This is a genomic window from Pseudomonas sp. yb_2, assembly GCF_043103905.1.
Lineage (GTDB): Bacteria > Pseudomonadota > Gammaproteobacteria > Pseudomonadales > Pseudomonadaceae > Aquipseudomonas > Aquipseudomonas alloputida.
In genome coordinates this window covers 100,962-122,954 of record NZ_JBICKH010000017.1, presented here as the reverse complement: position 1 = coordinate 122,954, position 21,993 = coordinate 100,962, and the positions used below count along the sequence as shown (strand labels likewise).

Genomic DNA, 21,993 nt, shown 5'->3' with positions numbered 1-21,993 from the left:
GGTTTACTCCGCTTTGGCGTCTGCTTTCGCCGCGTTGGCCTGATCAGGACCGGCCGGCTTCTTGACGTTGGTGGCATCGCTGACCTTCACCTCGACGCCTGGGCGCACGTACTGCAGCCCTTCGGTGATCAGGCGGTCACCCGGGTTGAGGCCTTCCTCGATCAGCCAGTCGCTACCCAAGGTGCGGCTGGCCTTGAGCTGGCGCAGTTCGACCTTGTTCTCCTGGTTGACCACCAGGGCGGTGGGTGCGCCCTTGAGGTCGCGGGTCACGCCTTGTTGCGGTGCCAGGATGGCGTTGGCGTTGACCCCGGCCTTGAGCCGCGCATGCACGAACATGCCTGGCAGCAGGGTGTGATCGGGGTTGGGGAACAGGGCGCGCAGGGTCACCGAGCCGGTGGTCTCGTCCACCGCGACTTCGGAGAATTCCAGGCGACCTTCCTGCTTGAACAGGCTGCCGTCTTCCAGTACCAGCTGAACCGAGGCGGCGTTGTCGCCGGCCTTCTGCAACTGGCCGCTTTCCAGGTCACGGCGCAGCTTGAGCAGCTCGGCGGTGGACTGGGTAACGTCGACATAAATAGGATCGAGCTGCTGGATGGTGGCCATGGCGTCGGTCTGGCCATTGCTCACCAGTGCACCCTCGGTGAACGAAGAGCGACCGATACGGCCGCTGATTGGCGCCAGAACCTTGGTGTAGCGCAGGTCGATCTGTGCGCTCTTGAGCGAAGCCTCAGCCTGCAATCGTTTGGCATTGGCGTCGTCGTATTCCTGTTTGGAGACGGCCTGTTCGTCAATCAGTTGCTTGTAACGTTCGGCCAGTGAGCGTGTAGCCAGCAGGTTGGCCTTGGCATTGGCCAGGGTGGCTTCGTACACGGCAGGGTCGATCTGATACAACTGCTGGCCTTCCTTGACCTCACTGCCTTCCTTGAACAGGCGCTTGAGGATGATGCCGTTGACCTGCGGGCGCACTTCGGCGACGCGGTAGGCACTGGTTCGCCCCGGCAATTCCGAGGTGAGGGTGAAGGCTTGCGGCTGGATGGTCACGACGCCGACCTGAGGAGCCTGCGCCGCTGGCGCTGCTTCTTCTTTCTTACAGCCACTGAGCAGGGTTGCCAGGGCGACGGCGGAAACCAGAGCGGTAACGGCTGGCTTGAATTGCATGAGGATCCTCGGGTCGCTGGAGCAGGGAGACGCTCAAGAGTAATGGAAGAGATCTTGATCTGGAAAAAATGCTATCCGGTGGATAAATAGCTTGCTAAGGAATATACTTACATTCATGGTTGTTTGTAAATACTGCTGGGTGGTACTCAGGTACAGCCTCAGCGCTTGATTAGCTTATCCGAGAGGCCCCGGCAGAGGTGCCCCCGGAGCGTTCCCCGCACGCGCTGCGCGTTCGGGCCAGATGAGGTTGTACTGCCATGGTCCGTCGAACCAAAGAAGAAGCCCAGGAAACCCGTGCCCAGATCATCGAGGCGGCGGAAAGGGCCTTCTACAAGCGCGGGGTTGCGCGAACCACCCTGGCCGACATCGCCGAACTGGCGGGTGTGACGCGGGGGGCGATCTACTGGCACTTCAACAACAAGGCCGAGCTGGTGCAGGCGTTGCTCGACAGCCTGCACGAGACCCATGACCATTTGGCGCGCGCGAGCGAAAGCGAGGATGAACTCGACCCGCTTGGCTGCATGCGCAAGCTGCTGTTGCAAGTGTTTAACGAGCTGGTGCTCGATGCCCGAACCCGTCGTATCAATGAAATCCTGCATCACAAGTGCGAGTTCACCGATGACATGTGTGAAATTCGCCAGCAGCGCCAGAGTGCGGTGCTGGATTGCCACAAGGGCATCACCCTGGCGCTGGCCAATGCCGTACGCCGGGGCCAGTTGCCTGGCGAGCTGGATGTCGAGCGCGCGGCGGTGGCCATGTTTGCCTATGTCGATGGCCTGATCGGGCGCTGGCTATTGCTGCCTGACAGTGTCGATCTGTTGGGTGATGTCGAAAAATGGGTCGACACCGGGCTGGATATGCTGCGCTTGAGCCCGGCTCTGCGCAAATGACACTTTGTTAAGGATTGTGAGGGAGTGTTTCCCCTTTGTGTTAAGGGGGGATTAAGGGCGTGGCCGCCCTGCGGCTGTTCGCAGCACAAGGCGGCTCTTGCAGCGAGTGCGTAGCCTTCAGCGGCCGCGCAATTGCCGGTCGGGCAAGGCCAATGCCGCAAGCAGTCCCAGCACCGCGACGACCGCACTCCCCATCAGCAGCTGCCGGAACGTTTCCAGCAACCGTCCCTGAGTCACCGGGTCCACCTCTGCGGCCTTCAAGCTCCCCAGCAACGGATTACCCGACAGTTCGAAACCACCCTGATGCAGCAGTGCCAGCAACAAGCTGGACATGCATGCCACGCCCATGGCTCCGCCCAGCGAACGGAACAGGTTGGTGGTGCTGGTGGCCACGCCGATGTCCTTGCTGGCCACCGCGCTTTGTGTGCCCACCAGTGAGGTCGGGAATTGCAGCCCGCAGGCTATACCGGTCAGCAGCATGAACAGCGCACTGAGCAACGCTGATTGCGGCGGAGTCAGTGCCATCGCGAAAATGGCCACTGGCATCAGCAGTGCACCGGCCAGGATCTGTGGCTTGTAGCGCCCGGTCCGGCTGGTCATGCGGCCTCCTGTGAAGGCGCCCATGGGCAGCCCCATGGCCAGCGGCAGCAGATGCAGGGCGGCGCTGTCGGCACCGGCGCCGGTAATGCCCTGGTAACGCAGGGGCATGAGCATGGTCAGCGAAATGGACTGGAAGCTGGCGAAGAAGATCACCGCCCAGCACAGCACTGCCACACGGTTGCCGAACAGGCTGAGCGGCAGCAGCGGCTCTGGGCAGCGGCGTTCGTGTGCGATGAAAAGCGCCAGGCCCAGCAGGGCGCAGCCGAACAGCGCCAGCACGGCCAGGTCGGCCCAGGCGTGGCCCTGGCCCACCAAGGTGATGCCCAGGAGCAGGCTGCCAAGGCCGAGAATCAACAGCATGGCGCCAAGGTAGTCCACCTGTGCCTCGCGACGCTGCACCGGCATGTCAGCGAGCGCACGGCGAATGGCCCACAAGGCGACCAGCCCCAGCGGCAGGTTGATCCAGAACACCCAGCGCCACGACAGGTACTCGGTCAACCAGCCGCCCAGCACTGGCCCGGCCACGCTGGCCGCGGCGTACATGCTGCTGAAGTAGCCCTGGTAGCGGCCGCGTTCGCGCGGGGGCACGAAGTCGCCAATGATTGCCTGGCTCACCGAGACCATTCCGCCTGCGCCGATACCCTGCAGTACCCGGGCCAGCACCAGTTGCGGCATGTCCTGGGCCATGGCGCAGGCAATGGAGGCCAGGGTGAACAGGCTGATACCGGTGAGGATCATCCGGCGCCGGCCGTAAAGGTCGCCCAGTTTGCCGTAGATCGGCACGGCCACGGTCATGGCCACCATATAACCGGAGATGACCCAGGCCAGCAGGCCGACATCGCTGAACTGCGCCGAGATGGCGGGCAGCGAGACGGCGACGATGGTCTGGTCCAGGGCGCCGAGGAAGATGGCCAGCATCAGGGCGGTGAGCACGTTGCGCAGGGCGGTGGGGGGCAGGGCGGCGGTCACGGGAATACCTTGTTTTGTCTATGGCGGCCCCTTCGCGGGCAAGCCTGCTCTCACAGAAGCCCTCGGATTGTAACCTGAGTTAGGTAGCTTCCTATGTACTATCTGCATCCCCTATGCAAGATCGGCATTGGCGCATTCATCCAGTGCTGCATGGCTGCGTGATATCGTTGGTATGCCACAGAGGCTGAAATCCGGGGCTTGCACTAGGTTGGTGCAGCATATTGCCGCAGGTTTTTCAGTTCGCTGTCTCCCACACCTTTTATTCCTCTGCCTGCATGTCGAGCATGACCGCCCAGATGGCGACGGTTGGAACAGGTCAGGTAGACCCGATTACAGGGGTCGGTAGTTACCGTTCAAATTTCAACTTTTTTGCGGAGTGATCATGCCCAAGGCTTCCCACCAAGATCTGCGTTTTGCCTTCCGCGAGCTGCTCGCTTCAGGTTCCTGTTTCCACACTGCCTCGGTGTTCGACCCAATGTCGGCACGCATTGCCGCAGACCTGGGCTTCGAAGTCGGTATCCTCGGCGGTTCGGTCGCTTCGTTGCAGGTACTGGCTGCTCCGGACTTCGCTCTGATCACCCTCAGCGAGTTCGTCGAGCAGGCCACCCGCATTGGTCGGGTCGCGCAACTGCCGGTACTGGCCGACGCCGACCACGGCTATGGCAACGCACTGAACGTGATGCGCACGGTGATCGAACTGGAGCGCGCCGGTGTGGCCGCACTGACCATCGAGGACACCCTGCTGCCTGCCCAGTTCGGGCGCAAGTCCACTGACCTGATCCCGGTCGAGGAGGGCGTTGGCAAGATCCGCGCGGCGCTGGAGGCACGAGTCGATTCGTCCCTGTCGATCATTGCCCGTACCAACGCGGGCGTACTCAGCACCGAAGAAATCATCGTGCGTACCCAGAGCTACCAGAAGGCGGGCGCTGATGGCATCTGCATGGTCGGGGTCAAGGACTTCGAGCAGCTCGAACAGATTGCCGAGCACCTGACCGTGCCGCTGATGCTGGTCACCTATGGCAACCCGAACCTGCGCGATGACGAGCGCCTGGCGCGTTTGGGCGTGCGCATCGTGGTCGATGGCCATGCGGCTTACTTTGCCGCGATCAAGGCCACTTACGACTGCCTGCGGCTGCAGCGTGGTCGGCAGAACAAGTCGGAAAACCTCAGTGCCACCGAACTCTCGCACACCTACACCCAGCCTGAAGACTACATTCGCTGGGCCAAGGAATACATGAGCGTCGAAGAGTGATCAGCAGGGCGCCGTCCATTCAACGGACGGCGCTCAAGGTTGCACTGTGAGGCACGCAATGTGCCTGCTCGCAGCTATTGGCGACGCTTGGCTGGCTGCGTAGCAGTTCGGCGCGCCAGCAGGCTGAGCCATACAGCGCTGTGACTGCGGTAAGGGCCATGACAAGGGCGACTCTTCTTGATTTGATGCCCATGGTGCTCACCTCCTGTGACAACGATAGGGGTGTACGCCACTAGTATAGATCCCGATCCCACTCCGGCTCGTCCTTGAAACGCTGTACCAGGAAATCCAGCATGCTGCGCAAGGTCGCCGGCATGTGTTTGCGCGACGTATACACCGCATTAAGGTTCAGTTCACGCGGTTTGGCCTCGGGCAGCAGACGCACCAGTTCACCCCGGCGTATGGCGTCTGCGGCCTGGAAGGTTGGCAGCATGGCGATACCTGCGCCCGCCAGCGCGGCCCTCTGCAGGGTCATCACCTCATTGGCACTGATGTTTCCCGATACGGGGACGGCGACCTGCTGGCCGGCTACCGCGAAATGCCACAAGCTGTGTCCGAAATAGGCATGGGTCAGGCAGTTGTGCAGGCTCAGTTCCTCAACCCGTTGCGGCGTGCCTCGCTCATTCAGGTAGGCCGGTGCCGCGCACACGACCGAGCGGCACACGCTCAGGCGCCGGGCGATGAGGCTGGGGTCCACGTCATTGCTGGTGCGAATGGCCAGGTCGATGCGCTCGTCCACCAGGTTGACGGTGCGGTCGAGCATCTGCAGTTCTACCTTCACGTCAGGGTAGCGCCGCACATAGGCGGCCACTGCATCCACCAGCTGTGCCTGGCCGAATGAGGTACTGACGCTGATACGCAGCGCCCCCCTTGGCGCGTCTTCCGGCTGCTGCACGGCAGCCTGCAGGTCGCCGGCCAGTTCCAGCAGTTGCCGGCAGCGAGGCAGGGTTTCCTGGCCGGCTGCCGTGAGGCTGAGCTTGCGCGTGGTCCGCTGCATCAGGCGCGCGCCAACCCAGTCTTCCAACTCTGCCAGGTAGCGCGACACGACCGGCCGCGATAACTGCAGATAGTCCGCCGCCGCCGACTGGCTGCCCAGGTCGACGACGGTGACGAATACACGCATGGCGTTGAGGCGATCCATGATTTGCCCGATTTCAGAAACAAACTATGTCTGAGCATCGCATTTTTTGTGACGAATCGGGTAACTAAGCTGTGCGCATTGTTTGCCGGAAGGCGTTATCCGAAGCCGGCAGACGAGAGCCCTGGCGCTGGCGGCGAAGGTCGCCAAGGGCAGTCACTTCGTTCAACTGATGGAGAGTATTTCATGAGCAAGATCGCAATCATCGGTGCCACTGGCCGCGCTGGCAGCCAGTTGCTGGAAGAGGCCCTGCGCCGTGGTCACCGTGTACTGGCCATTGCCCGCGACCCTTCCACGCTTGAAGGGCGAGAGGGTGTGACCGTCAAGTCGCTGGATGCCACGGATAGCGCGGCCCTGCAAGCAGCCGTCGCAGGTATGGACGCTGTGTTGAGTGCCGCGCATTTCTCGACAATGCAGCCGCACGCCATCATCGAGCCGGTGAAGCGCGCCGGGGTCAAGCGCCTGCTGGTGGTGGGTGGCGCCGGTAGCTTGTTGCTGCCGTCAGGGCATCGGGTGATCGACAGCCCGGATTTCCCGGAGGCGTATAAAGCCGAGGCCAGTGCCGGCGTGCGTTTTCTGGAGGCGCTGCGGCGCGAGCCGAACCTGGACTGGACCTTCCTCTCGCCTTCGGCTGAGTTCGTTGAGGGTGAGCGCAGAGGTCACTATGCGCTGGGCAAGGATCATCTGTTGATCGGTGCGGACGGCAAGAGCTGGATCACGTTTGCCGACTATGCGATTGCCATGCTGGATGAGCTGGAGAAGCCGAAACACTCGCGGCAACGGTTTACAGTCGGCTATTGAGTCGCCTGCGAAAGGGCCGTCACAGGCTGGCCTGGCCTTCCAGCCAGTCCAGCAGTTCCAGCAGCCCGGGCGGCAAGCTCCTGGCCTGGCTCACCAGGTAATACCCCTTGCCTGTCAGCACCTTCAGCGCAAACGGCATGCACAACCGCCCACCGCGCAGGTCATCGCCAATCAGCGACCAGTCACCGATCGCCACCCCAGTCCCCTGCGAGGCCATGGCCATCGCCATGTCGAGTGTCTCGAAATGCTGTTTGGGTCCATGCGTGGCCAGCGTCACTCCAGCCGCCTGCAACCACAACCGCCAGTCGTGTTCATCCCGCGAGGGATGCAGCAGCATGTGCCTGGCCAGGTCTTCCACCTGCTGCAACGGCACTGGCCCTTCTCGCAGTGACGGTGCGCACACCGGGGTCAGCTGCTCATCGAACAGCTTGCGCACCTGCAGCCCGTGGTTCGGCGCATCGCCATAGACCACTGCCGCATCGAAGCCCTCACGACGCAAATCCACCCCGTGCTGCACGGTCGTGGTCAGCTCCACCGGTACGTCCGGGCGCAGTGCCTGCCACTCCATCAGGCGCGGCAGCAGCCAACGCATCACGCAGGTGGGGGCCTTGAGCTGCAGGGTGGTGCTGTGCTCGCCCACCTCGCGCACCCCTTGTTCGATCAGGGCGAACACCTGCTGCACCCGCGGCAACCAGTCCAGGCCTTCACGGGTCAGGCTCAACCCACGCGCCTCGCGCTTGAACAGGGCATAACCGAGGTGTTCTTCGAGGGCTGCAATCTGGCGGCTGACAGCGCCCTGGGTGATGTGCAACTGCTGCCCGGCGCGGGTGAAGTTGCAGTGCTGGGCGGTGACCAGAAACGTGTGCAGGGCAGGCAGGGGCGGGAGACGTTTCATTGCAGTAAGCCATGATCAAAGGACATGGCTAGTATGTGTTTTTTTACATTGTGGCGATAGCCGTGGCTTGGGTCCAATAAGGGCATACCCTAACAAGATTCATGGTGATCCCTGATGGCAACCTGCGGCGAAGTACTGGTCAAACTCCTTGAAGGCTATGGCGTCGATCATGTCTTCGGCATCCCCGGTGTGCATACCGTGGAGCTCTATCGTGGCCTGGCGGGCTCTTCCATTCGCCACATCACCCCGCGTCATGAGCAAGGTGCCGGGTTCATGGCTGACGGCTATGCGCGCACCCGCGGCAAACCCGGGGTATGCTTCATCATCACTGGCCCGGGCATGACCAATATCACCACTGCCATGGGCCAGGCCTATGCCGACTCGATCCCGATGCTGGTGATTTCCAGCGTGCAGTCCCGTGACCAACTGGGCGGTGGCCGTGGCAAGTTGCACGAGCTGCCCAACCAAACCGCGCTGGTATCGGGGGTGGCGGCGTATTCCCACACCTTGATGAGTGCAGCCGACTTGCCGCAGGTGCTGGCCCGGGCATTTGCCGTGTTCGACAGTGCCCGGCCACGCCCGGTGCATATCGAAATCCCGCTCGATGTGCTGGTTGAGCCGGCCGACTTCCTGCTGCCGGGACGCCCTGTACGGGGTAGTCGGGCAGGGGCTGCACCGCAGGCCGTGGCGCAGATGGCTGAACGACTGGCCAGTGCACGTCGGCCGCTGATTCTGGCCGGTGGCGGGGCGTTGGCTGCGGGCGCTGCGTTGGCACGCCTGGCCGAACACCTTCAGGCCCCGGTGGCGTTGACCATCAATGCCAAAGGCTTGCTGCCAGCCAGCCACCCATTGCAGATCGGCTCGACCCAGTCGTTACCCGCCACACGGGCGCTGGTGGCCGAGGCCGACGTGGTGCTGGCGATCGGCACCGAACTGGCCGAAACCGATTATGACGTGACCTTCAAGGGTGGCTTCGAGATCCCGGGCAGTCTGCTGCGCATTGACATCGACCCGGACCAGACCGTGCGTAATTATCTGCCGGAGCTGGCGCTGGTGGCCGATGCCAAGCTGGCAGCCGAAGCGCTGCTCGGTGCCTTGCAAGCTCAGCCGCAGCCAGTGCACGAAAGCACTTGGGGCGTGGCCCGCGTGGCCGACCTGCGCAAGGTCCTGGCGGCAGACTGGGACCAGCCCACCCTGAGCCAGACGCGTTTGCTGAGCGCCATACTGGAGCGCCTGCCTAATGCGATTCTGGTGGGTGACTCGACCCAACCTGTGTACACCGGCAACCTGACACTCGACATGGAGCAGCCACGCCGCTGGTTCAACGCCTCGACCGGTTACGGTACCTTGGGTTACGCGTTGCCAGCAGCCATGGGCGCCTGGTTGGGCAGTGCCGAGCAAGCCGTCGAACGCGCTCCGGCGGTGTGCCTGATTGGTGATGGTGGTTTGCAGTTCACCCTGCCGGAACTGGCCAGTGCAGTGGAGGCGCAGGTACCGCTGATCGTGCTGCTGTGGAATAACCAGGGGTACGAGGAAATCAAGAAATACATGGTCAATCGGGCGATCGAGCCAGTCGGGGTGGATATCCATACCCCGGATTTCATCGGCGTGGCGCGGGCGTTGGGCGCAACAGCAGAGAACGTGGCCGATATCGCCCAATTGCAGGCCGCGCTCGGGCAAGCGGTGGAGCGCAAGGGGCCGACCTTGATTCAGGTGGACCAGAATCAGTGGCAGGCCGCGGTATTGGGTTGAAGCATTGCGATTGCCTGTATCGGCCTCTCGCGCCTGCAGGCAGCGCGCAATTTTCGCATCTGTGCAAAAACCTGTAGGAGCGGGTTTACCCGCGAAAGCGCCGGTGCAGGCGAATGTCGAGCTTCAGACCGCAGTAGCCCGCAACCGAGCCACATCGCGAATCGGCGGCGCGCCGTAAAGCCGGCTGTATTCACGGCTGAACTGCGACGGGCTTTCATAACCCACCCGATAAGCCGCCACCGCCGCCTCCAGCCCGTCGTTCAACATCAGCCGCCGCGCCTCCTGCAGGCGCAGCTGCTTCTGGTACTGAAGCGGGCTCATCGAGGTCACGGCCTTGAAGCGGTGGTGCAAGGTCGAGGTGCTGAGGTTGACCTCACGGGCCAGGTCCTCGATACGCAGCGGCTGTTGGAAGTTGTTGTTGAGCCAAGTGATGGCCTGGCAAACCCGGTGGGTCTGGCTGTTGGCCAAGGCAATTTCATACAGCCGGTAACCCTGCGGCCCACGCAGCAGGCGGTAGAGAATCTCGCGGCGGAACAGCGGCGCCAGCATTGCGATGTCGCGGGGGGTGTCCAGCAGCCGCAGCAACCGCAGCAGGGCATCGAGTAACGCGGCATCTGTCCTTTCCACATACAAACCACGGCCGGAAGGTCGATTGGGTACCAGCATTGGCCCGCTCTCGGCGATCAGTTGGCTGATCTCCGCCGGGTCCAGGTCCATGCGCAGGCCCAGGCTTGGGTTCTCGGGGCTGGCATCCAGCCTCACGGCGCTGAGTGGCAAGGTCACCGAAACGACCATGTAATGCAGTGGGTCGTAGGCGTACTGCTCGTCACCCAGGAACAGGCTTTTGCTGCCCTGGGCAAGGATGCACAGGGCAGGCTGCGCCAGGGTGGGTACAGAACGTACATTTTCGGTGTAACGCACCAGGTACAGGTCATCGATGGCCGATGCTGGACCAAAGGGCTCGCCCGCATGGCGGTTGATCAGCTCGGCCAGCTCCAGGCGCTGCAGTTCCAGGGTCGGTTCGGTGGACGTGGCGGTGGTCATGATGGCTTTCCTCTGATGACCGACGCAGCATAGGTTTGGGCAAAGACGGGCGCTAGTCGAAAGCTGCATGTGGATTGCCTGATCCTGCCGCGCTGCAGGATCAGGCAATCGACATGCAGTAATGGCCTAACGCGCCGCGCGGGTGAGCGCCTAACCTTGGCAGCCTGGCTTTTCCGTCCGCCTGCTTCAAGGAGATTGTGCAATGACCCTTAAACAACCGGTCACCCACCTTGCTTTCATCCGTGCCAGCAGCGGGCGCTCGGCAGAGCTGGGCGCGCGCCTGCGTGACCTGCTCGAGCCCTCGCTGCGTACACCGGGTTGCCTGAGTTTTACCGTGCAGCGTTCTCAGGCTGATGCTGACCTGTGGTTGCTCAGCGGAAGCTGGCAGGACCAGCAGGCGATGAGTGGTTACTTTGCTTCGCCGACACTGGAGGTGTTCGGTGAGCTGGTGCAGGCTCAGGTGGTCAGCAGCCTGGACTTGCATACCTTCGACTGAGCGTGGATGAGGTAAAGTGACGCTCTTGTTCAACAACCCGGACAGCAACATGGCACGTAGGGAATTCACTCATTTCGAAGCGGTATCGGCGATGGTGCCGGTGGAAGGTGGCGGCTATCACGCGGCCATCGCGGTCAAAGCCTTGGGCATGGGCGGCGCGCCGCGCTTTCACAAGGTTCTCGACGGGCAGGTGTTCAAGGGCGCCGTGGCCGCCGACGAGGCGGCCACCGCCGAGCTGCAACGCCTGCAGGGCGTCAGCGAAGAGGGTGAGCTGGTCTGGTGATCAGGCCGGCGGCCGGGCCATCTTGAACAGGTTGCCCAGCTCGAAATAATCCGCCGGGCCACCCCCACGCAGGATCGGCTCGGCGGCAGCGGTATCGTAGATGCCGTTGTTCAACAGGTGCTCGGCAATGTGCACCGCCACCACTTCTCCAAGGATCAGCCAGCTGGGCACCTGTTCCTGGTCGGCCCGCTTGAGCTGGACGATCTGGCTGACCTTGCACTCGAAGGCTACCGGCGTTTCACCCACGCGCGGCACCTTGACGATGCTAGACGGTGCGGCAGTGAGGCCGCTCAATTCGAATTCGTTCACTTCGGCAGCGACCGGTGCGCAGCTCAGGTTCATTTGCTCGGCCAGTGGGCGGGTGGCCAGGTTCCAGACGAACTCACCGGTCTGCTCGATGTTGTTCAGGCTGTCTTTGCGCCCGACGCTGCAGAAACCGATGATCGGCGGGATGTAGTTGAACGCATTGAAGAAGCTGTAAGGCGCCAGGTTCAGGCGGCCTTCGCGGTCCTGAGAGGAGATCCAGCCGATCGGGCGGGGACCGACGATGGCATTGAACGGGTCGTGCGGCAGGCCGTGGCCTTTGGCGGGTTCGTAGTAATACATCTGTGCTGGGCTTGTTGGCCCTACCTCCTGGTGGACAAGGTGCCTAGTGTGCCAAGCCTGAGCTCGCCTGCAAATGATCAAGCCCGGCCGAAGCCGGGCTGGGTGCTCGCAATCAGGTATCAGCTGATGCGGTGCGCGTTGGTGCGGTCGAAGCCGTCTTCAGCGAAGCGTTGGCCACCGGTGCGGTCGAAGCCGTCTTCAGCGAAGCGTTGGCCACCGGTGCGGTCGAAGCCGTCTTCAGCGAAGCGTTGGCCACCGGTGCGGTCGAAGCCGTCTTCGGCGAAGCGCTGGCCGCCGGTGCGGTCGAAGCCGTCTTCAGCGAAGCGTTGGCCACCGGTGCGGTCGAAGCCGTCTTCGGCGAAGCGTTGGCCGCCGGTGCGGTCGAAGCCGTCTTCAGCGTAGCGGGGCGACTGGGTTTGAACTGCGGCAAAGGTGTGAGCGTCGGTCCGGTCGAAGCCATCTTCGGCGAAGGCGCCAGCTGCGAAAACCGAGAGGGCCAGGGTAAGGATCAGTTTGTTTTTCATGGTCGTTGCTCCAGGGGTTTGTGAGTTGTTTGTTTCTATGGGTTTAATCCTACGCCGAATAATTTGATTAAAAAGCGCAAAAAATAGTGCTAAATAATCCATTTATTCGATGTATTTGGGCGCGTATGTCGTGCTTCAGGCCGCAAGGCTGGCTTGGGAGCGTTCGCGCGGGCGCCAACGTTCTGCCAGCCATTGCAGCTTGATAAGGTGGAATTAATAGGGCGTTAAGAAGGAAAAGTCTGAATAGAAAAGGGGCGCTCCATGCAATGGAGCGCCCCTTTTAGTACTGCCAGGCCAGCGTTACTCAGTGGTAATCCGCGAGTGCTGCTTGGTGTCTTTCATGGTCGCGTAAACCAGCAGCGAGCAGGCGATACAGGCGGTGACGTACCAGTAGAAGCCGCTCTCCATCCCGGCGCTCTTGAACCACAGGGCCACGTATTCGGCGGTGCCCCCGAAGATCGACACCGTCAGGGCATACGGCAGGCCAACGCCCAGGGCGCGAATCTCGGTAGGGAACAGCTCGGCTTTGACCACGGCGTTGATCGAGGTATAGCCGCTTACGATGATCAGTGCGGCCATGATCAGGAAGAACGCACCCCACCAGGTCTGGATGGTGTGCAGGGTGCTGAGGATGGGGACGGTGAACAGGGTGCCGAGCACACCGAAAGCGATCAGGATCGGACGGCGGCCAATCTTGTCGGACAGACCACCGATCACCGGCTGCAGGCACATGAACAGGAACAGCGTGGCGGCCGAGATGGTGGTCGAGTCACTGATGCTCATGCCCACGGTGTTGACCAGGTATTTCTGCATGTAGGTGGTGTAGGTGTAGAAGGCCAGGGTGCCGCCCATGGTCAGACCGACGACGGTCATCAGCTCCTTGGGGTGACGCAGCAGGGTGCGCATCAGGCTTTCCTTGGCCTTTTCCTTCTTGGTGAACGAGGCGGTTTCTTCCATGCCGCGACGCAGGTACAGGGCCACCACGGCGCACAGCGCACCGATCACGAACGGCACGCGCCAGCCCCAGGCGTACAGCTGCTCGGTGGTCAGGGTCTGTTGCAGGACGATCAGTACCGCCAGGGCGATGAGCTGGCCGGAGATCAGGGTCACGTACTGGAAGCTGGAGAAGAAACCACGGCGCTCCTTGCTGGCCATTTCGCTGAGGTAGGTGGCCGAGGTGCCGTATTCACCACCCACCGACAGGCCCTGCAGCAGGCGCGCGATGACCAGCAGGACAGGTGCGGCGACGCCGATGGTTTCGTAACCCGGGGTCAGGGCGATGACCAGCGAGCCTGCGCACATGAGCAGGACCGACGCCATCAGCGCGGCCTTGCGGCCCTTGCGGTCGGCGTACAGGCCCATCAGCCAGCCACCGATCGGGCGCATCAGGAAGCCCACGGCGAAGATCGCGGCGGTATTGAGCAGTTGTGCGGTGGAGTCGCCGGCGGGGAAGAAGGCCTTGGCGAAGTACAGCGAGAATGCGGCGTAGACGTACCAGTCGTACCATTCGACCATGTTGCCGATGGACCCGCTGAAAATCGACTTCAGGCGGCTGGCGGTGGTTTTTTCTGCGGCAGGCGCGGTGGCCGCCCCGGCAGGCAGGGAGGTGGCGTTATCCATCAGGGATACCTTCTCGTTGTTTTTGTGGAGCGCGCCGTGGCGCAGCTTGCCAAGGCAATTGCAGAAGGTGTGCCAAATGGGTGCGGGCTGATTCATTTGAGGGCATCAAATAGCCCGAGCCGGCACAGCGGTGGGTGTTGCGCCGCCCTTTGCAGGAGCGGTCCTGACCGCGAAGGGCTGCAAAGCAGTCCAAAACCTTGAGGTTATGAGCGGTTTTTTGCCTATCAGGTGCAGATCATAAGCGGATTTCCGCTCATGGCTGCCCAATAAAATCCTCGCGCACCAGCCCATGCCGTTGCATCTTCTCGTTAAGCGTGCGCCGCGGCAGTTGCAAGGCCTCCATCACCGACTTGATCTCGCCCCCATGCTGACGCAAGGCCGCACGCAGGCATTGCGCCTCGAATGCTTCCATCTGCTCGCCCAGCGACTGCCCGGCAGGTGCCACCTCGATATTTGGCGAACCCAGCCCCAACGCATGCCGCTCCGCCGCATTGGCCAGTTCACGCACGTTGCCAGGCCAGTCATGTGACAGCAGCTGCGCCAGCTGTGCACCCGATAGCGGCGGGGCCGCGCGACCAAGCTTTTCACCGGCAGCACGGGCAAAGTGCTCAAACAGCAGCAGAATGTCCTCCCGCCGCTCGCGCAGCGGTGCCAGGCGCAATTCGGCGACGTTCAGGCGGTAGGCCAGGTCTTCGCGGAAGCGCCCGGCACGAGCCTCCTCGAGCAGGTCAGGCTTGGTCGCAGCAATGATGCGCAGGTCGACGCTGATGCTCTGGTTTGCCCCCAGGCGCTCCAACTTCTGCTCCTGTATCACCCGCAACAGCTTGGCCTGTTGGGCCAGGGGCATGCTCTCGATTTCGTCGAGGAACACGGTGCCACCGTTGGCATACTCCAGCTTGCCGATGCGTTTACCCTGGGCGCCCGTGAAGGCGCCACTCTCATGGCCGAACAGTTCGGCCTCGAACAGCGACTCGGGGATGGCCGCGCAGTTAAGGGCTACAAAGGGCTTGGCGGCACGGGGGCCGAAGTCGTGCAGGCAGCGGGCCACCCGCTCCTTGCCACTGCCGGTTTCACCGCGGATCAACACGTTCACCGGCAGGCCGGCCAGGTCCAGCACTTGCCGGCGCAGCTGTTGCAGGCCCTGGGACATGCCCAGCAGCGTGCCTTCCAGGCGTGACTTGAGGTCGGCCTGCTCGTGGAGCCGGCGGTTCTCAAGCACCAGCTGGCGTTTTTCAAGGGCGCGGCGCAGGCTGCCCAGCAAATCTTGCGGCGTGAAGGGTTTTTCCAGGAAGTCATAGGCCCCGCTGCGCATGGCTTCTACCGCCATCGGTACATCACCGTGACCGGTCAGCAGAATTACGGGCAGGTCGGGGTCGTTCGCCTGCAGGCGTTCGAGCAATTGCAGGCCATCCATGCCCGGCATGCGCACATCGCTGATGATCACCCCAGGGAAGTGCTGCGGCAGGTGTGCCAGGCACGCTTCGGCGCGAGCGAACAACTCCACGCTGAAGCCAGACAGGCTCAGCCATTGCTCGACAGCAGTGCGGATACTGGCTTCATCATCGACGACGATCACCGAATTCAACATACAGGCTCCAGGTCACGGGGCAGGGTAAGGCTCAGGCGCGCGCCGCCAGGCAGGTTTTCGGCCCGCAGCTGGCCGCCGGCCTCGTGGACGATGCCGTAGGAAATGGCCAGGCCCAGCCCTAGCCCTTCCCCCACCGGTTTGGTGGTGAAGAACGGGTCGAAGACCTTGGCCAGGTCGGCTTCGGCAATGCCGCCACCCGAGTCGAGCACACTCAGGCGCCATAGGTCCCCGTCGGGTTCGATGCGGATCTCCAGGCGTTTGTAACGCTTGTCGAGCATGGCGTCGAGTGCATTGTGCAGGAGGTTTATCAGCACCTGCTCCAGGCGGATGGCATCGCCGCGTACCCAGGCCGGGCGTGCCAGGTACAGAGCCACTTCCACTTCCTCGTTGCGAAGGCGCGCTTCCAGCAGATGCAAGGCCTGGTCGACCACGGTTGCCAGGTCAAGGCGTTCGCGCAGGCCCATCGGGCTGTTGCGGGCAAAGGTTTTCAGGTGGCTGGTAAGTGCTGCCATGCGCGTGAGCATCTGTTCCAGTGGCTCCAGCGCTTGCCGCGCTTCGTCATGGCGACCATGGTCAAGCAGCAGGCGCAGGGTTTCCAGCTGCATACGTTGGGTGGTCAGCGGTTGGTTGATTTCGTGGGCCATGGCCGCCGACATCTGCCCGAGTGCGGCCAGCTTGGCTGATTGCACCAGGCCTTCCTGGGCAGTGCGCAGCTCGCGGGTGCGCTCCTCGACCTGGCGTTCGAGTTCTTGCCGGCTGCGCTGGCGCAGGCGTGCCAGGCGCAGGCGTTGGCTGACGAAAAGGGCGGCGAACACCAGACTCAGCCAGACGGCGGCGGCGCCAAGCGCGGCATTACGGCCGTCGGCAGCGACCTGCGGTTTGCGCAGCAGGTGCAAGGTCCAGTTTTCGCCTTCCAACGGCAGGCTTTCCCACAGGTACTCGGTACTACCCTCGGGGCCTTGCACGCGGCTAAGGGTGCTGTAGGGGGCAAACCGCGTCAGCACCTGATGGTGTAGCGGCACCAGCGGTTGCTTGTCGTACTGGCGGGTTTCGGCCAGCTCGGCACGGTCGGCGCCACTGAGCGGCTGAAGTTCGCGGTAGCGCCAGCCATCCTGGTTTGCGATGAAAGTGATGCCGCGGGCGTCGCTGACCAACAGGATATCGTTGCCCTGTCGCCATTCGCGTTCCAGCTCGGGGAACTCCAGCTTCACCACCATGGCGCCAAGGAATCGGCCGTGCTCGTCGTTCACCGCGCTGGCGAGGAAGTAGCCCGGCACGCCACTGGTCACGCCCACGGCATAGAAGCGGCCACTGCCCTGGCTGCGGGTTTGCTTGAAGTAGGGGCGGAAACCGTAGTTGGAGCCGACGTAGCTGCTGGGCAGCCGCCAATTGCTGGCGGCAATGGCCAGCCCGGTGCGGTCGAGCAGCTCGAGGGTGGAGGAATTGGCGGCGCCATTGATGCGTTCGAGCTTGAGGTTCAGGGCGTTCTGAACCTTTTCGTCGACCGGGCCGCGCAAGGCTGCGATCAGCTCCGGGTCCAGCGCCAGCACGGCGGGGAGGGCACGGTAGCGATCGATCAGGGTGTGCAGTGCGTTGGCGTACAGGCCCAGTTGCTGGCTGGCACGTTTGGCGTCGTCCTCCATGGCCTGGCGCTTGGCCTGGTGCATGGCCCAGCCGGCGCTGAGTGCGGTACCCAGCACGATCAGCAGGGTGATCAGCCCCAGACGCAGGGCGCGAAAGGAAAAGGGCATCGGGGGCGGATCCGGTGGTGGGATGTCGGGGCCTGCCTCTTCGCTGGTAAACCCGCGCCTACAGGTACTCTGCAGCACCTGTAGGCGCGGTTTTACCCGCGAAAAGGCCGGAACAGGCGGCCTTTTTCAGTCAAAGCAATTCAAAGCTCTGCTGCTGCACCGCCTGGGAATCCAGCCCTACCTGGACATTGAACTCCCCTGGTTCGGCAACCCGCTGCAACTGGCCATTGTAGAACTTCAGGTCGTCCTCGCTGATGCGGAAGGTCAACGTGCGGGTTTCACCCGGTTCAAGCATCAGCTTCTGGAAGTTTTTCAGCTCTTTCACTGGGCGGCTCATCGACGCCGACACATCCTGCAGGTACAGCTGCACCACCGTCTCGCCTGCAACCTTGCCGGTGTTCTTGACCGTTACCTTGGCATCCAGCGTATCGCCGCGCTTGAGATCCTTGCTCGACAGGTTCAGGCCTGACAGCTCGAAGCTGCTGTAGCTCAAGCCATAGCCGAACGGGTAAAGCGGCCCGTTGGGTTCTTCGAAGTATTGCGAGGTGTAGTTGCCCGGCTTGCCCGGCGTGAACGGCCGGCCGATGCGGGTGTGGTTGTAGTACATCGGGATCTGCCCCACCGACCGTGGGAAGGTAATGGCCAGCTTGCCGGAGGGGTTGTAGTCGCCAAACAGCACGTCGGCGATGGCATTGCCGCCTTCGGTGCCGGCGAACCAGGTTTCCAGGATGGCGTCGGCCTGCTCGCGCTCCCAGCTGATCGACAGCGGCCGGCCGTTCATCAGCACCAGCACCAGCGGTTTGCCGGTGGCCTTGAGCGCCTTGATCAGCTCGCGCTGGCTGGCCGGGATCTCCAGGGTGGTGCGGCTCGACGACTCGTGGGACATGCCGCGGGACTCGCCGACCACTGCGACCACGACGTCGGATTGCTTCGCTGCCTTGACTGCTTCATCGATCAGCACCGCAGGCGGGCGTGGGTCGTCGACGATTTCCGGGGCATCGAAGTTGAGGAAGTTCAGGTAATCGAAGATCGCCTTGTCGCCCGTGACGTTGGAGCCTTTGGCGTAGACCAGCTTGGCCTTGCCTTCCACGGCGCGGCGCAAGCCTTCGCGCACGGTCACCGAGTGGACGGGTTTACCGTCGGCGGCCCAGCTGCCCATCATGTCGATCGGAGCATCGGCCAGCGGGCCGACCAAGGCAATGGTGCCGGCCTTTTTCAGCGGCAGGGTCTGGTTGCGGTTTTCCAGCAGCACCAGGCTGCGGCGTGCCACGTCACGCGCAGCTTCGCGGTGCAGGCGGTCGTTGCCGTAGTAGTCCTTCAGATCGGTTTCGGCCTTGCCGATGCGCACGTACGGGTCCTTGAACAGGCCCATGTCGTACTTGGCACCCAGCACTTCACGCACCGCCTGGTCCAGCTCGCGCTGGGTCACCTCGCCGGACTTCAGCAGGCCCGGCAGCTCTTCGCCGTACAGGGTATCGTTCATGCTCATGTCGATGCCGGCCTTGATCGCCAGCTTGGCGGCTTCACGGCCGTCACGGGCGACGCCGTGGCGAATCAGCTCCTGGATGGCACCGTGGTCGCTGATGGTCACGCCCTTGAAGCCCCACTCCTTGCGCAGCAGGTCGTTCATCAGCCAGGTGTTGGAGGTGGCCGGTACGCCGTTGATCGAGTTCAGCGCCACCATCACGCCACCGGCACCCGCATCGAGCGCGGCGCGATAGGGTGGCAGGTAGTCGTTGTACATTTTCGGCAGGCTCATATCGACCGTGTTGTAGTCGCGCCCGCCTTCCACGGCGCCATACAAGGCGAAATGCTTGACGATGGCCATGATGCTGTCGGGGTTGGCCGGGCTGCTGCCCTGGAACGAGCGCACCATTACCTGGCCGATTCTCGAGGTCAGGTAGGTGTCTTCGCCGAAACCTTCGCTGGTGCGGCCCCAGCGCGGGTCACGGGCGATATCCACCATTGGCGCGAACGTCATGTCCAGGGCGTCGGCCGAGGCTTCGATCGCGGCGGTGCGGCCGACCTTGGCGACGGCCTCCATGTCCCAGGTCGCGGCCATGCCCAGGCCGATCGGGAAGATGGTGCGCTCGCCGTGGACGGTGTCGTAGGCGAAGAACATCGGGATCTTCAGGCGGCTGCGCATGGCCGCGTCCTGCATCGGCCGGTTTTCGGGGGCTGTGCGTGAGTTGAAGGTGCCACCGATACGGCCGGCGGCGATTTCCTCGCGGATCTTGTCGCGGGGCATTTCCGGGCCGATGCTGATCAGGCGCAACTGGCCGATTTTTTCGGCTTCGGTCATCTGGCTGATCAGATGCTCGATAAAGGCCTGCTTGTCCTGCAGGGGCGGGGCGGTGGGGGCGGCGAGGGCCGCCTGACTGGCAAGGCCCATGGCCAGGCCCAGCAAAGACAGTTTCATCATCAATTCCGTTTTGGGGCCTCTGCCGTATCCTCGGTGATACGTGCGCGACCGAAGTTTTCAGGCGGCTATTGTTGTACGATTTGCAGGCAATTCTTCCAGCGGCGGATTATGCCTGAATATGTCGCCTGCGGATGAAGCCCCGAATGCCGGGATAACAACTATAAGAACGCTCAAGAGACCGACGGCATGACCCCCTTCGACGAATACCATCAGCGGCAGATTGCCGAAGCCATTGCCCGTGCCGAACGGCATACCGATGCCGAACTGGTGACGGTGCTTGCCCGTCGTGCCGACGATTATGCGTATTGGCCGTTGTTGTGTGCCGCCGTGCTGGCACTGACCGTGCCCGGTCTGTTGCACTGGCTGGCGGCTTGGCCCAGCGTGCGTGGCGTGCTGATGGGCAACGTGCTGCTGTTCGTCGTTTTGTGCCTGCTGCTGCGCAACCCACGCCTGGCCGACTGGCTGATCCCCCGTGCCTTGCGCCGCTGGCGTGCCTCGCGCCTGGCTCAGCAGCAGTTTCGCGAGCAGAACCTGCAGCGCACAGCAGGCGCCACGGGCGTGCTGATTTTCGTCAGCGAGGCGGAGCGGCATGTGGAGATCCTGGTCGATCGGGGTATCGAGCACTGCCTGGATGCCGAAGCCCGCGCGGCCATCGGTGCCCGCTTGGCCGAGCAGGTGCGCCAGGGCCGTACCTTGCAGGGCTTTGTCGAGTGCATCGAAGCGTGTGGCGAGCTGCTTAGCCAGCACGTGCCGCCAACCCATGCACGCAACGAGTTGCCCAACCGCTTGGTGATTCTCGACTGAAGGAGCGTCCAGCCTTGCTGGATTTTCTGTGGGCACAGGCTTGCCTTGGAAACAGGCGACAGGGTGTCTGGCACCGGCTTTGCCGGTGTTCGCGGGCAAGCCCGCTCCCACAGGGTGCTTGGGGCACGTTAGAATAGGTGTTCCGCTTCCCAAGGCCCCCTTTTTCATGTCCGCCAGTACTTCTGCCTCTTGCGCGCCGGATGCGCGCGCTCAGTTTCTCGACCTGCTGAACGCCGCCCTGCACGGCGAAACCCTGGTCAAGCTGGTGCTGGCGCGCCATGTCGGTGCCGACCAGACCTTGCAACGGATCATTGCCAAGCCGCTGCAGGTCAAGGGCCAGCCGTGCCTGTCGCTGGTCTACCGCCACCAGACCCGCGACATCACCCGCAACCTGCCGCTGGACCAGGCCCAGGTGCTGGTTGCCGAACTGCTACCGGACAGCTTCCGCAATGCTCACCTGTTCGATGCTGACGGCGAAGTGCAGTTGACCTTCAGCAAGAAGGGCAAACCGATGCTCCAGCGCCACGGTGCCCAGGCACCGCGCGTGGCCGATGCGGGCAGCGGGCATGACCGCGAGAAGAAGCGTTATCTGGAGCTGTCGCGGCCGTTTCTGCGCGACCTCGGTGTGACCGACGCACAAGGCGCACTGATCCCGTCCATGTCGCGCAAGTGGAAGCAGATCAACAAGTTCATCGAGGTTTTCGACCACGCCCTGGCCAATGCACCGGTGTCGACGGAACAGGCGCTGCGGGTGGCCGACTTCGGTTCGGGCAAGGGCTACCTGACTTTTGCCATGCATGACTACCTGCGCAACAGTTTGGGCCGCGACGCACAGGTCACCGGCGTGGAGCTGCGCCAGGACATGGTCGACCTGTGCAACGCCGCGGCCGCACGCCTCGACCACCCAGGCCTGGAGTTCCAGTGTGGTGATGTGCGCAGCGTGGTGCCTGAGGCTATCGAGGTGATGATCGCCTTGCATGCCTGTGACATCGCTACCGACTACGCAATCCACACCGGCATCCGCTGCAACGCCGCGATCATCATGTGCTCGCCGTGCTGCCACAAGCAGATCCGCCCGCAATTGCACAGCCCAGGGTTGCTGCAACCCATGCTGCAGTATGGCCTGCACCTGGGCCAGCAGGCCGAAATGCTGACCGACAGCCTGCGCGCGCTGTACCTGGAAGCCTGTGGCTATGAAACCAAGGTGTTCGAGTTCATCTCGCTGGAGCACACCAACAAGAACAAGATGATTCTTGCGGTGAAGCGGCGGCAGGCGGGAGATAACGGGGCGTTGCTGGAGAAGATTGCCCAGCTCAAGGCGTTCTATGGGGTGCAGGAGCATTGCCTGGAATCGTTGTTGCGCGCGGATGGGTTGCTCTGACGCCACCCACCGGCACGCC

Annotated in this window: 19 protein-coding genes; 8 read left to right on the top strand and 11 right to left on the bottom strand. The window is 62.9% G+C overall.

All coding sequences use genetic code 11. The annotated features are described in order from the left end of the window. Positions 1-3 precede the first annotated feature (3 nt). The gene (ttgA, locus tag ACF8FB_RS04100) at positions 4-1,158 is read right to left on the bottom strand and encodes a toluene efflux RND transporter periplasmic adaptor subunit TtgA (RefSeq protein WP_010952494.1); all 1,155 of its coding nucleotides are present in this window, start codon (positions 1,156-1,158) and stop codon (positions 4-6) included. A 257-nt stretch (positions 1,159-1,415) separates the two neighbouring features. Here ttgA and ttgR point away from each other — a divergent pair, with 257 nt between their 5' ends. After that, positions 1,416-2,048, top strand: coding sequence for an efflux transport transcriptional regulator TtgR (ttgR, locus tag ACF8FB_RS04095; RefSeq protein ID WP_010952495.1), 633 nt, complete (start codon positions 1,416-1,418; stop codon positions 2,046-2,048). A 117-nt stretch (positions 2,049-2,165) separates the two neighbouring features. Here the strand turns inward: ttgR and ACF8FB_RS04090 are convergent, their stop codons facing one another. Next, positions 2,166-3,617: an MDR family MFS transporter gene (locus ACF8FB_RS04090; protein WP_392511055.1), complete on the bottom strand. Its 1,452-nt coding sequence runs from the start codon at positions 3,615-3,617 to the stop codon at positions 2,166-2,168. 382 nt (positions 3,618-3,999) lie between these two features. On the opposite strand from ACF8FB_RS04090, the gene ACF8FB_RS04085 reads away from it, so the two are divergent. Beyond that, on the top strand, positions 4,000-4,869 hold the full coding sequence (locus ACF8FB_RS04085; protein ID WP_003251963.1) for an oxaloacetate decarboxylase: 870 nt from the start codon (positions 4,000-4,002) through the stop codon (positions 4,867-4,869). A 232-nt stretch (positions 4,870-5,101) separates the two neighbouring features. Here the strand turns inward: ACF8FB_RS04085 and ACF8FB_RS04080 are convergent, their stop codons facing one another. Continuing rightward, positions 5,102-6,010 carry a LysR family transcriptional regulator gene (locus tag ACF8FB_RS04080; protein WP_392511054.1) on the bottom strand — a complete coding sequence of 303 codons (909 nt, stop codon included), beginning with the start codon at positions 6,008-6,010 and terminating at the stop codon, positions 5,102-5,104. A gap of 183 nt (positions 6,011-6,193) precedes the next feature. Between ACF8FB_RS04080 and ACF8FB_RS04075 the strand changes: the two genes are divergently transcribed. Then, positions 6,194-6,808, top strand: a complete 615-nt coding sequence (locus ACF8FB_RS04075) for an NAD(P)-dependent oxidoreductase (RefSeq protein WP_064491132.1) — start codon at positions 6,194-6,196, stop codon at positions 6,806-6,808. 19 nt (positions 6,809-6,827) lie between these two features. On the opposite strand, the gene ACF8FB_RS04070 is transcribed toward ACF8FB_RS04075, so the two are convergent. Beyond that, positions 6,828-7,703: a LysR substrate-binding domain-containing protein gene (locus tag ACF8FB_RS04070; protein WP_014592244.1), complete on the bottom strand. Its 876-nt coding sequence runs from the start codon at positions 7,701-7,703 to the stop codon at positions 6,828-6,830. Between the two features lie 114 nt (positions 7,704-7,817). Between ACF8FB_RS04070 and ACF8FB_RS04065 the strand changes: the two genes are divergently transcribed. Then, entirely contained in the window at positions 7,818-9,455 is a 1,638-nt protein-coding gene (locus ACF8FB_RS04065; RefSeq protein WP_392509401.1) for a 5-guanidino-2-oxopentanoate decarboxylase, read from the top strand. A 123-nt stretch (positions 9,456-9,578) separates the two neighbouring features. Here ACF8FB_RS04065 and ACF8FB_RS04060 read toward each other — a convergent pair whose 3' ends face one another. Beyond that, a complete protein-coding gene (locus ACF8FB_RS04060) occupies positions 9,579-10,499 on the bottom strand; it encodes an AraC family transcriptional regulator (protein WP_010952503.1) in 921 nt (306 codons plus the stop codon). 202 nt (positions 10,500-10,701) lie between these two features. Between ACF8FB_RS04060 and ACF8FB_RS04055 the strand changes: the two genes are divergently transcribed. Beyond that, entirely contained in the window at positions 10,702-10,995 is a 294-nt protein-coding gene (locus ACF8FB_RS04055) for a putative quinol monooxygenase (RefSeq protein WP_010952504.1), read from the top strand. 16 nt (positions 10,996-11,011) lie between these two features. Beyond that, positions 11,012-11,278: a hypothetical protein gene (locus ACF8FB_RS04050; RefSeq protein WP_010952505.1), complete on the top strand. Its 267-nt coding sequence runs from the start codon at positions 11,012-11,014 to the stop codon at positions 11,276-11,278. On the opposite strand, the gene ACF8FB_RS04045 is transcribed toward ACF8FB_RS04050, so the two are convergent. From ACF8FB_RS04045 to bglX, 6 genes are all read right to left on the bottom strand, one after another. After that, complete coding sequence (locus ACF8FB_RS04045; RefSeq protein ID WP_010952506.1) at positions 11,279-11,884, bottom strand: flavin reductase family protein; 606 nt, start codon at positions 11,882-11,884, stop codon at positions 11,279-11,281. 119 nt (positions 11,885-12,003) lie between these two features. Further along, complete coding sequence (locus tag ACF8FB_RS04040) at positions 12,004-12,408, bottom strand: hypothetical protein (protein WP_049587354.1); 405 nt, start codon at positions 12,406-12,408, stop codon at positions 12,004-12,006. Between the two features lie 300 nt (positions 12,409-12,708). Further along, positions 12,709-14,028, bottom strand: coding sequence for an MFS transporter (locus tag ACF8FB_RS04035; protein WP_003251986.1), 1,320 nt, complete (start codon positions 14,026-14,028; stop codon positions 12,709-12,711). 253 nt (positions 14,029-14,281) lie between these two features. Next, the gene (locus tag ACF8FB_RS04030) at positions 14,282-15,616 is read right to left on the bottom strand and encodes a sigma-54-dependent transcriptional regulator (RefSeq protein WP_392509400.1); all 1,335 of its coding nucleotides are present in this window, start codon (positions 15,614-15,616) and stop codon (positions 14,282-14,284) included. Further along, on the bottom strand, positions 15,610-17,367 hold the full coding sequence (locus tag ACF8FB_RS04025) for an ATP-binding protein (protein WP_064491128.1): 1,758 nt from the start codon (positions 17,365-17,367) through the stop codon (positions 15,610-15,612). Before ACF8FB_RS04025 ends, ACF8FB_RS04030 begins: the two co-directional genes overlap by 7 nt. A 130-nt stretch (positions 17,368-17,497) precedes the next feature. Further along, positions 17,498-19,789 (bottom strand): beta-glucosidase BglX, encoded by a 2,292-nt coding sequence (bglX, locus tag ACF8FB_RS04020; RefSeq protein WP_104962487.1) that lies wholly within the window; start codon positions 19,787-19,789, stop codon positions 17,498-17,500. Positions 19,790-19,975: 186 nt separating this feature from the next. Between bglX and ACF8FB_RS04015 the strand changes: the two genes are divergently transcribed. Next, positions 19,976-20,593 (top strand): TPM domain-containing protein, encoded by a 618-nt coding sequence (locus tag ACF8FB_RS04015; RefSeq protein ID WP_010952512.1) that lies wholly within the window; start codon positions 19,976-19,978, stop codon positions 20,591-20,593. A 166-nt stretch (positions 20,594-20,759) separates the two neighbouring features. Next, on the top strand, positions 20,760-21,974 hold the full coding sequence (locus ACF8FB_RS04010; RefSeq protein ID WP_190870017.1) for an SAM-dependent methyltransferase: 1,215 nt from the start codon (positions 20,760-20,762) through the stop codon (positions 21,972-21,974). Positions 21,975-21,993 lie beyond the last annotated feature (19 nt).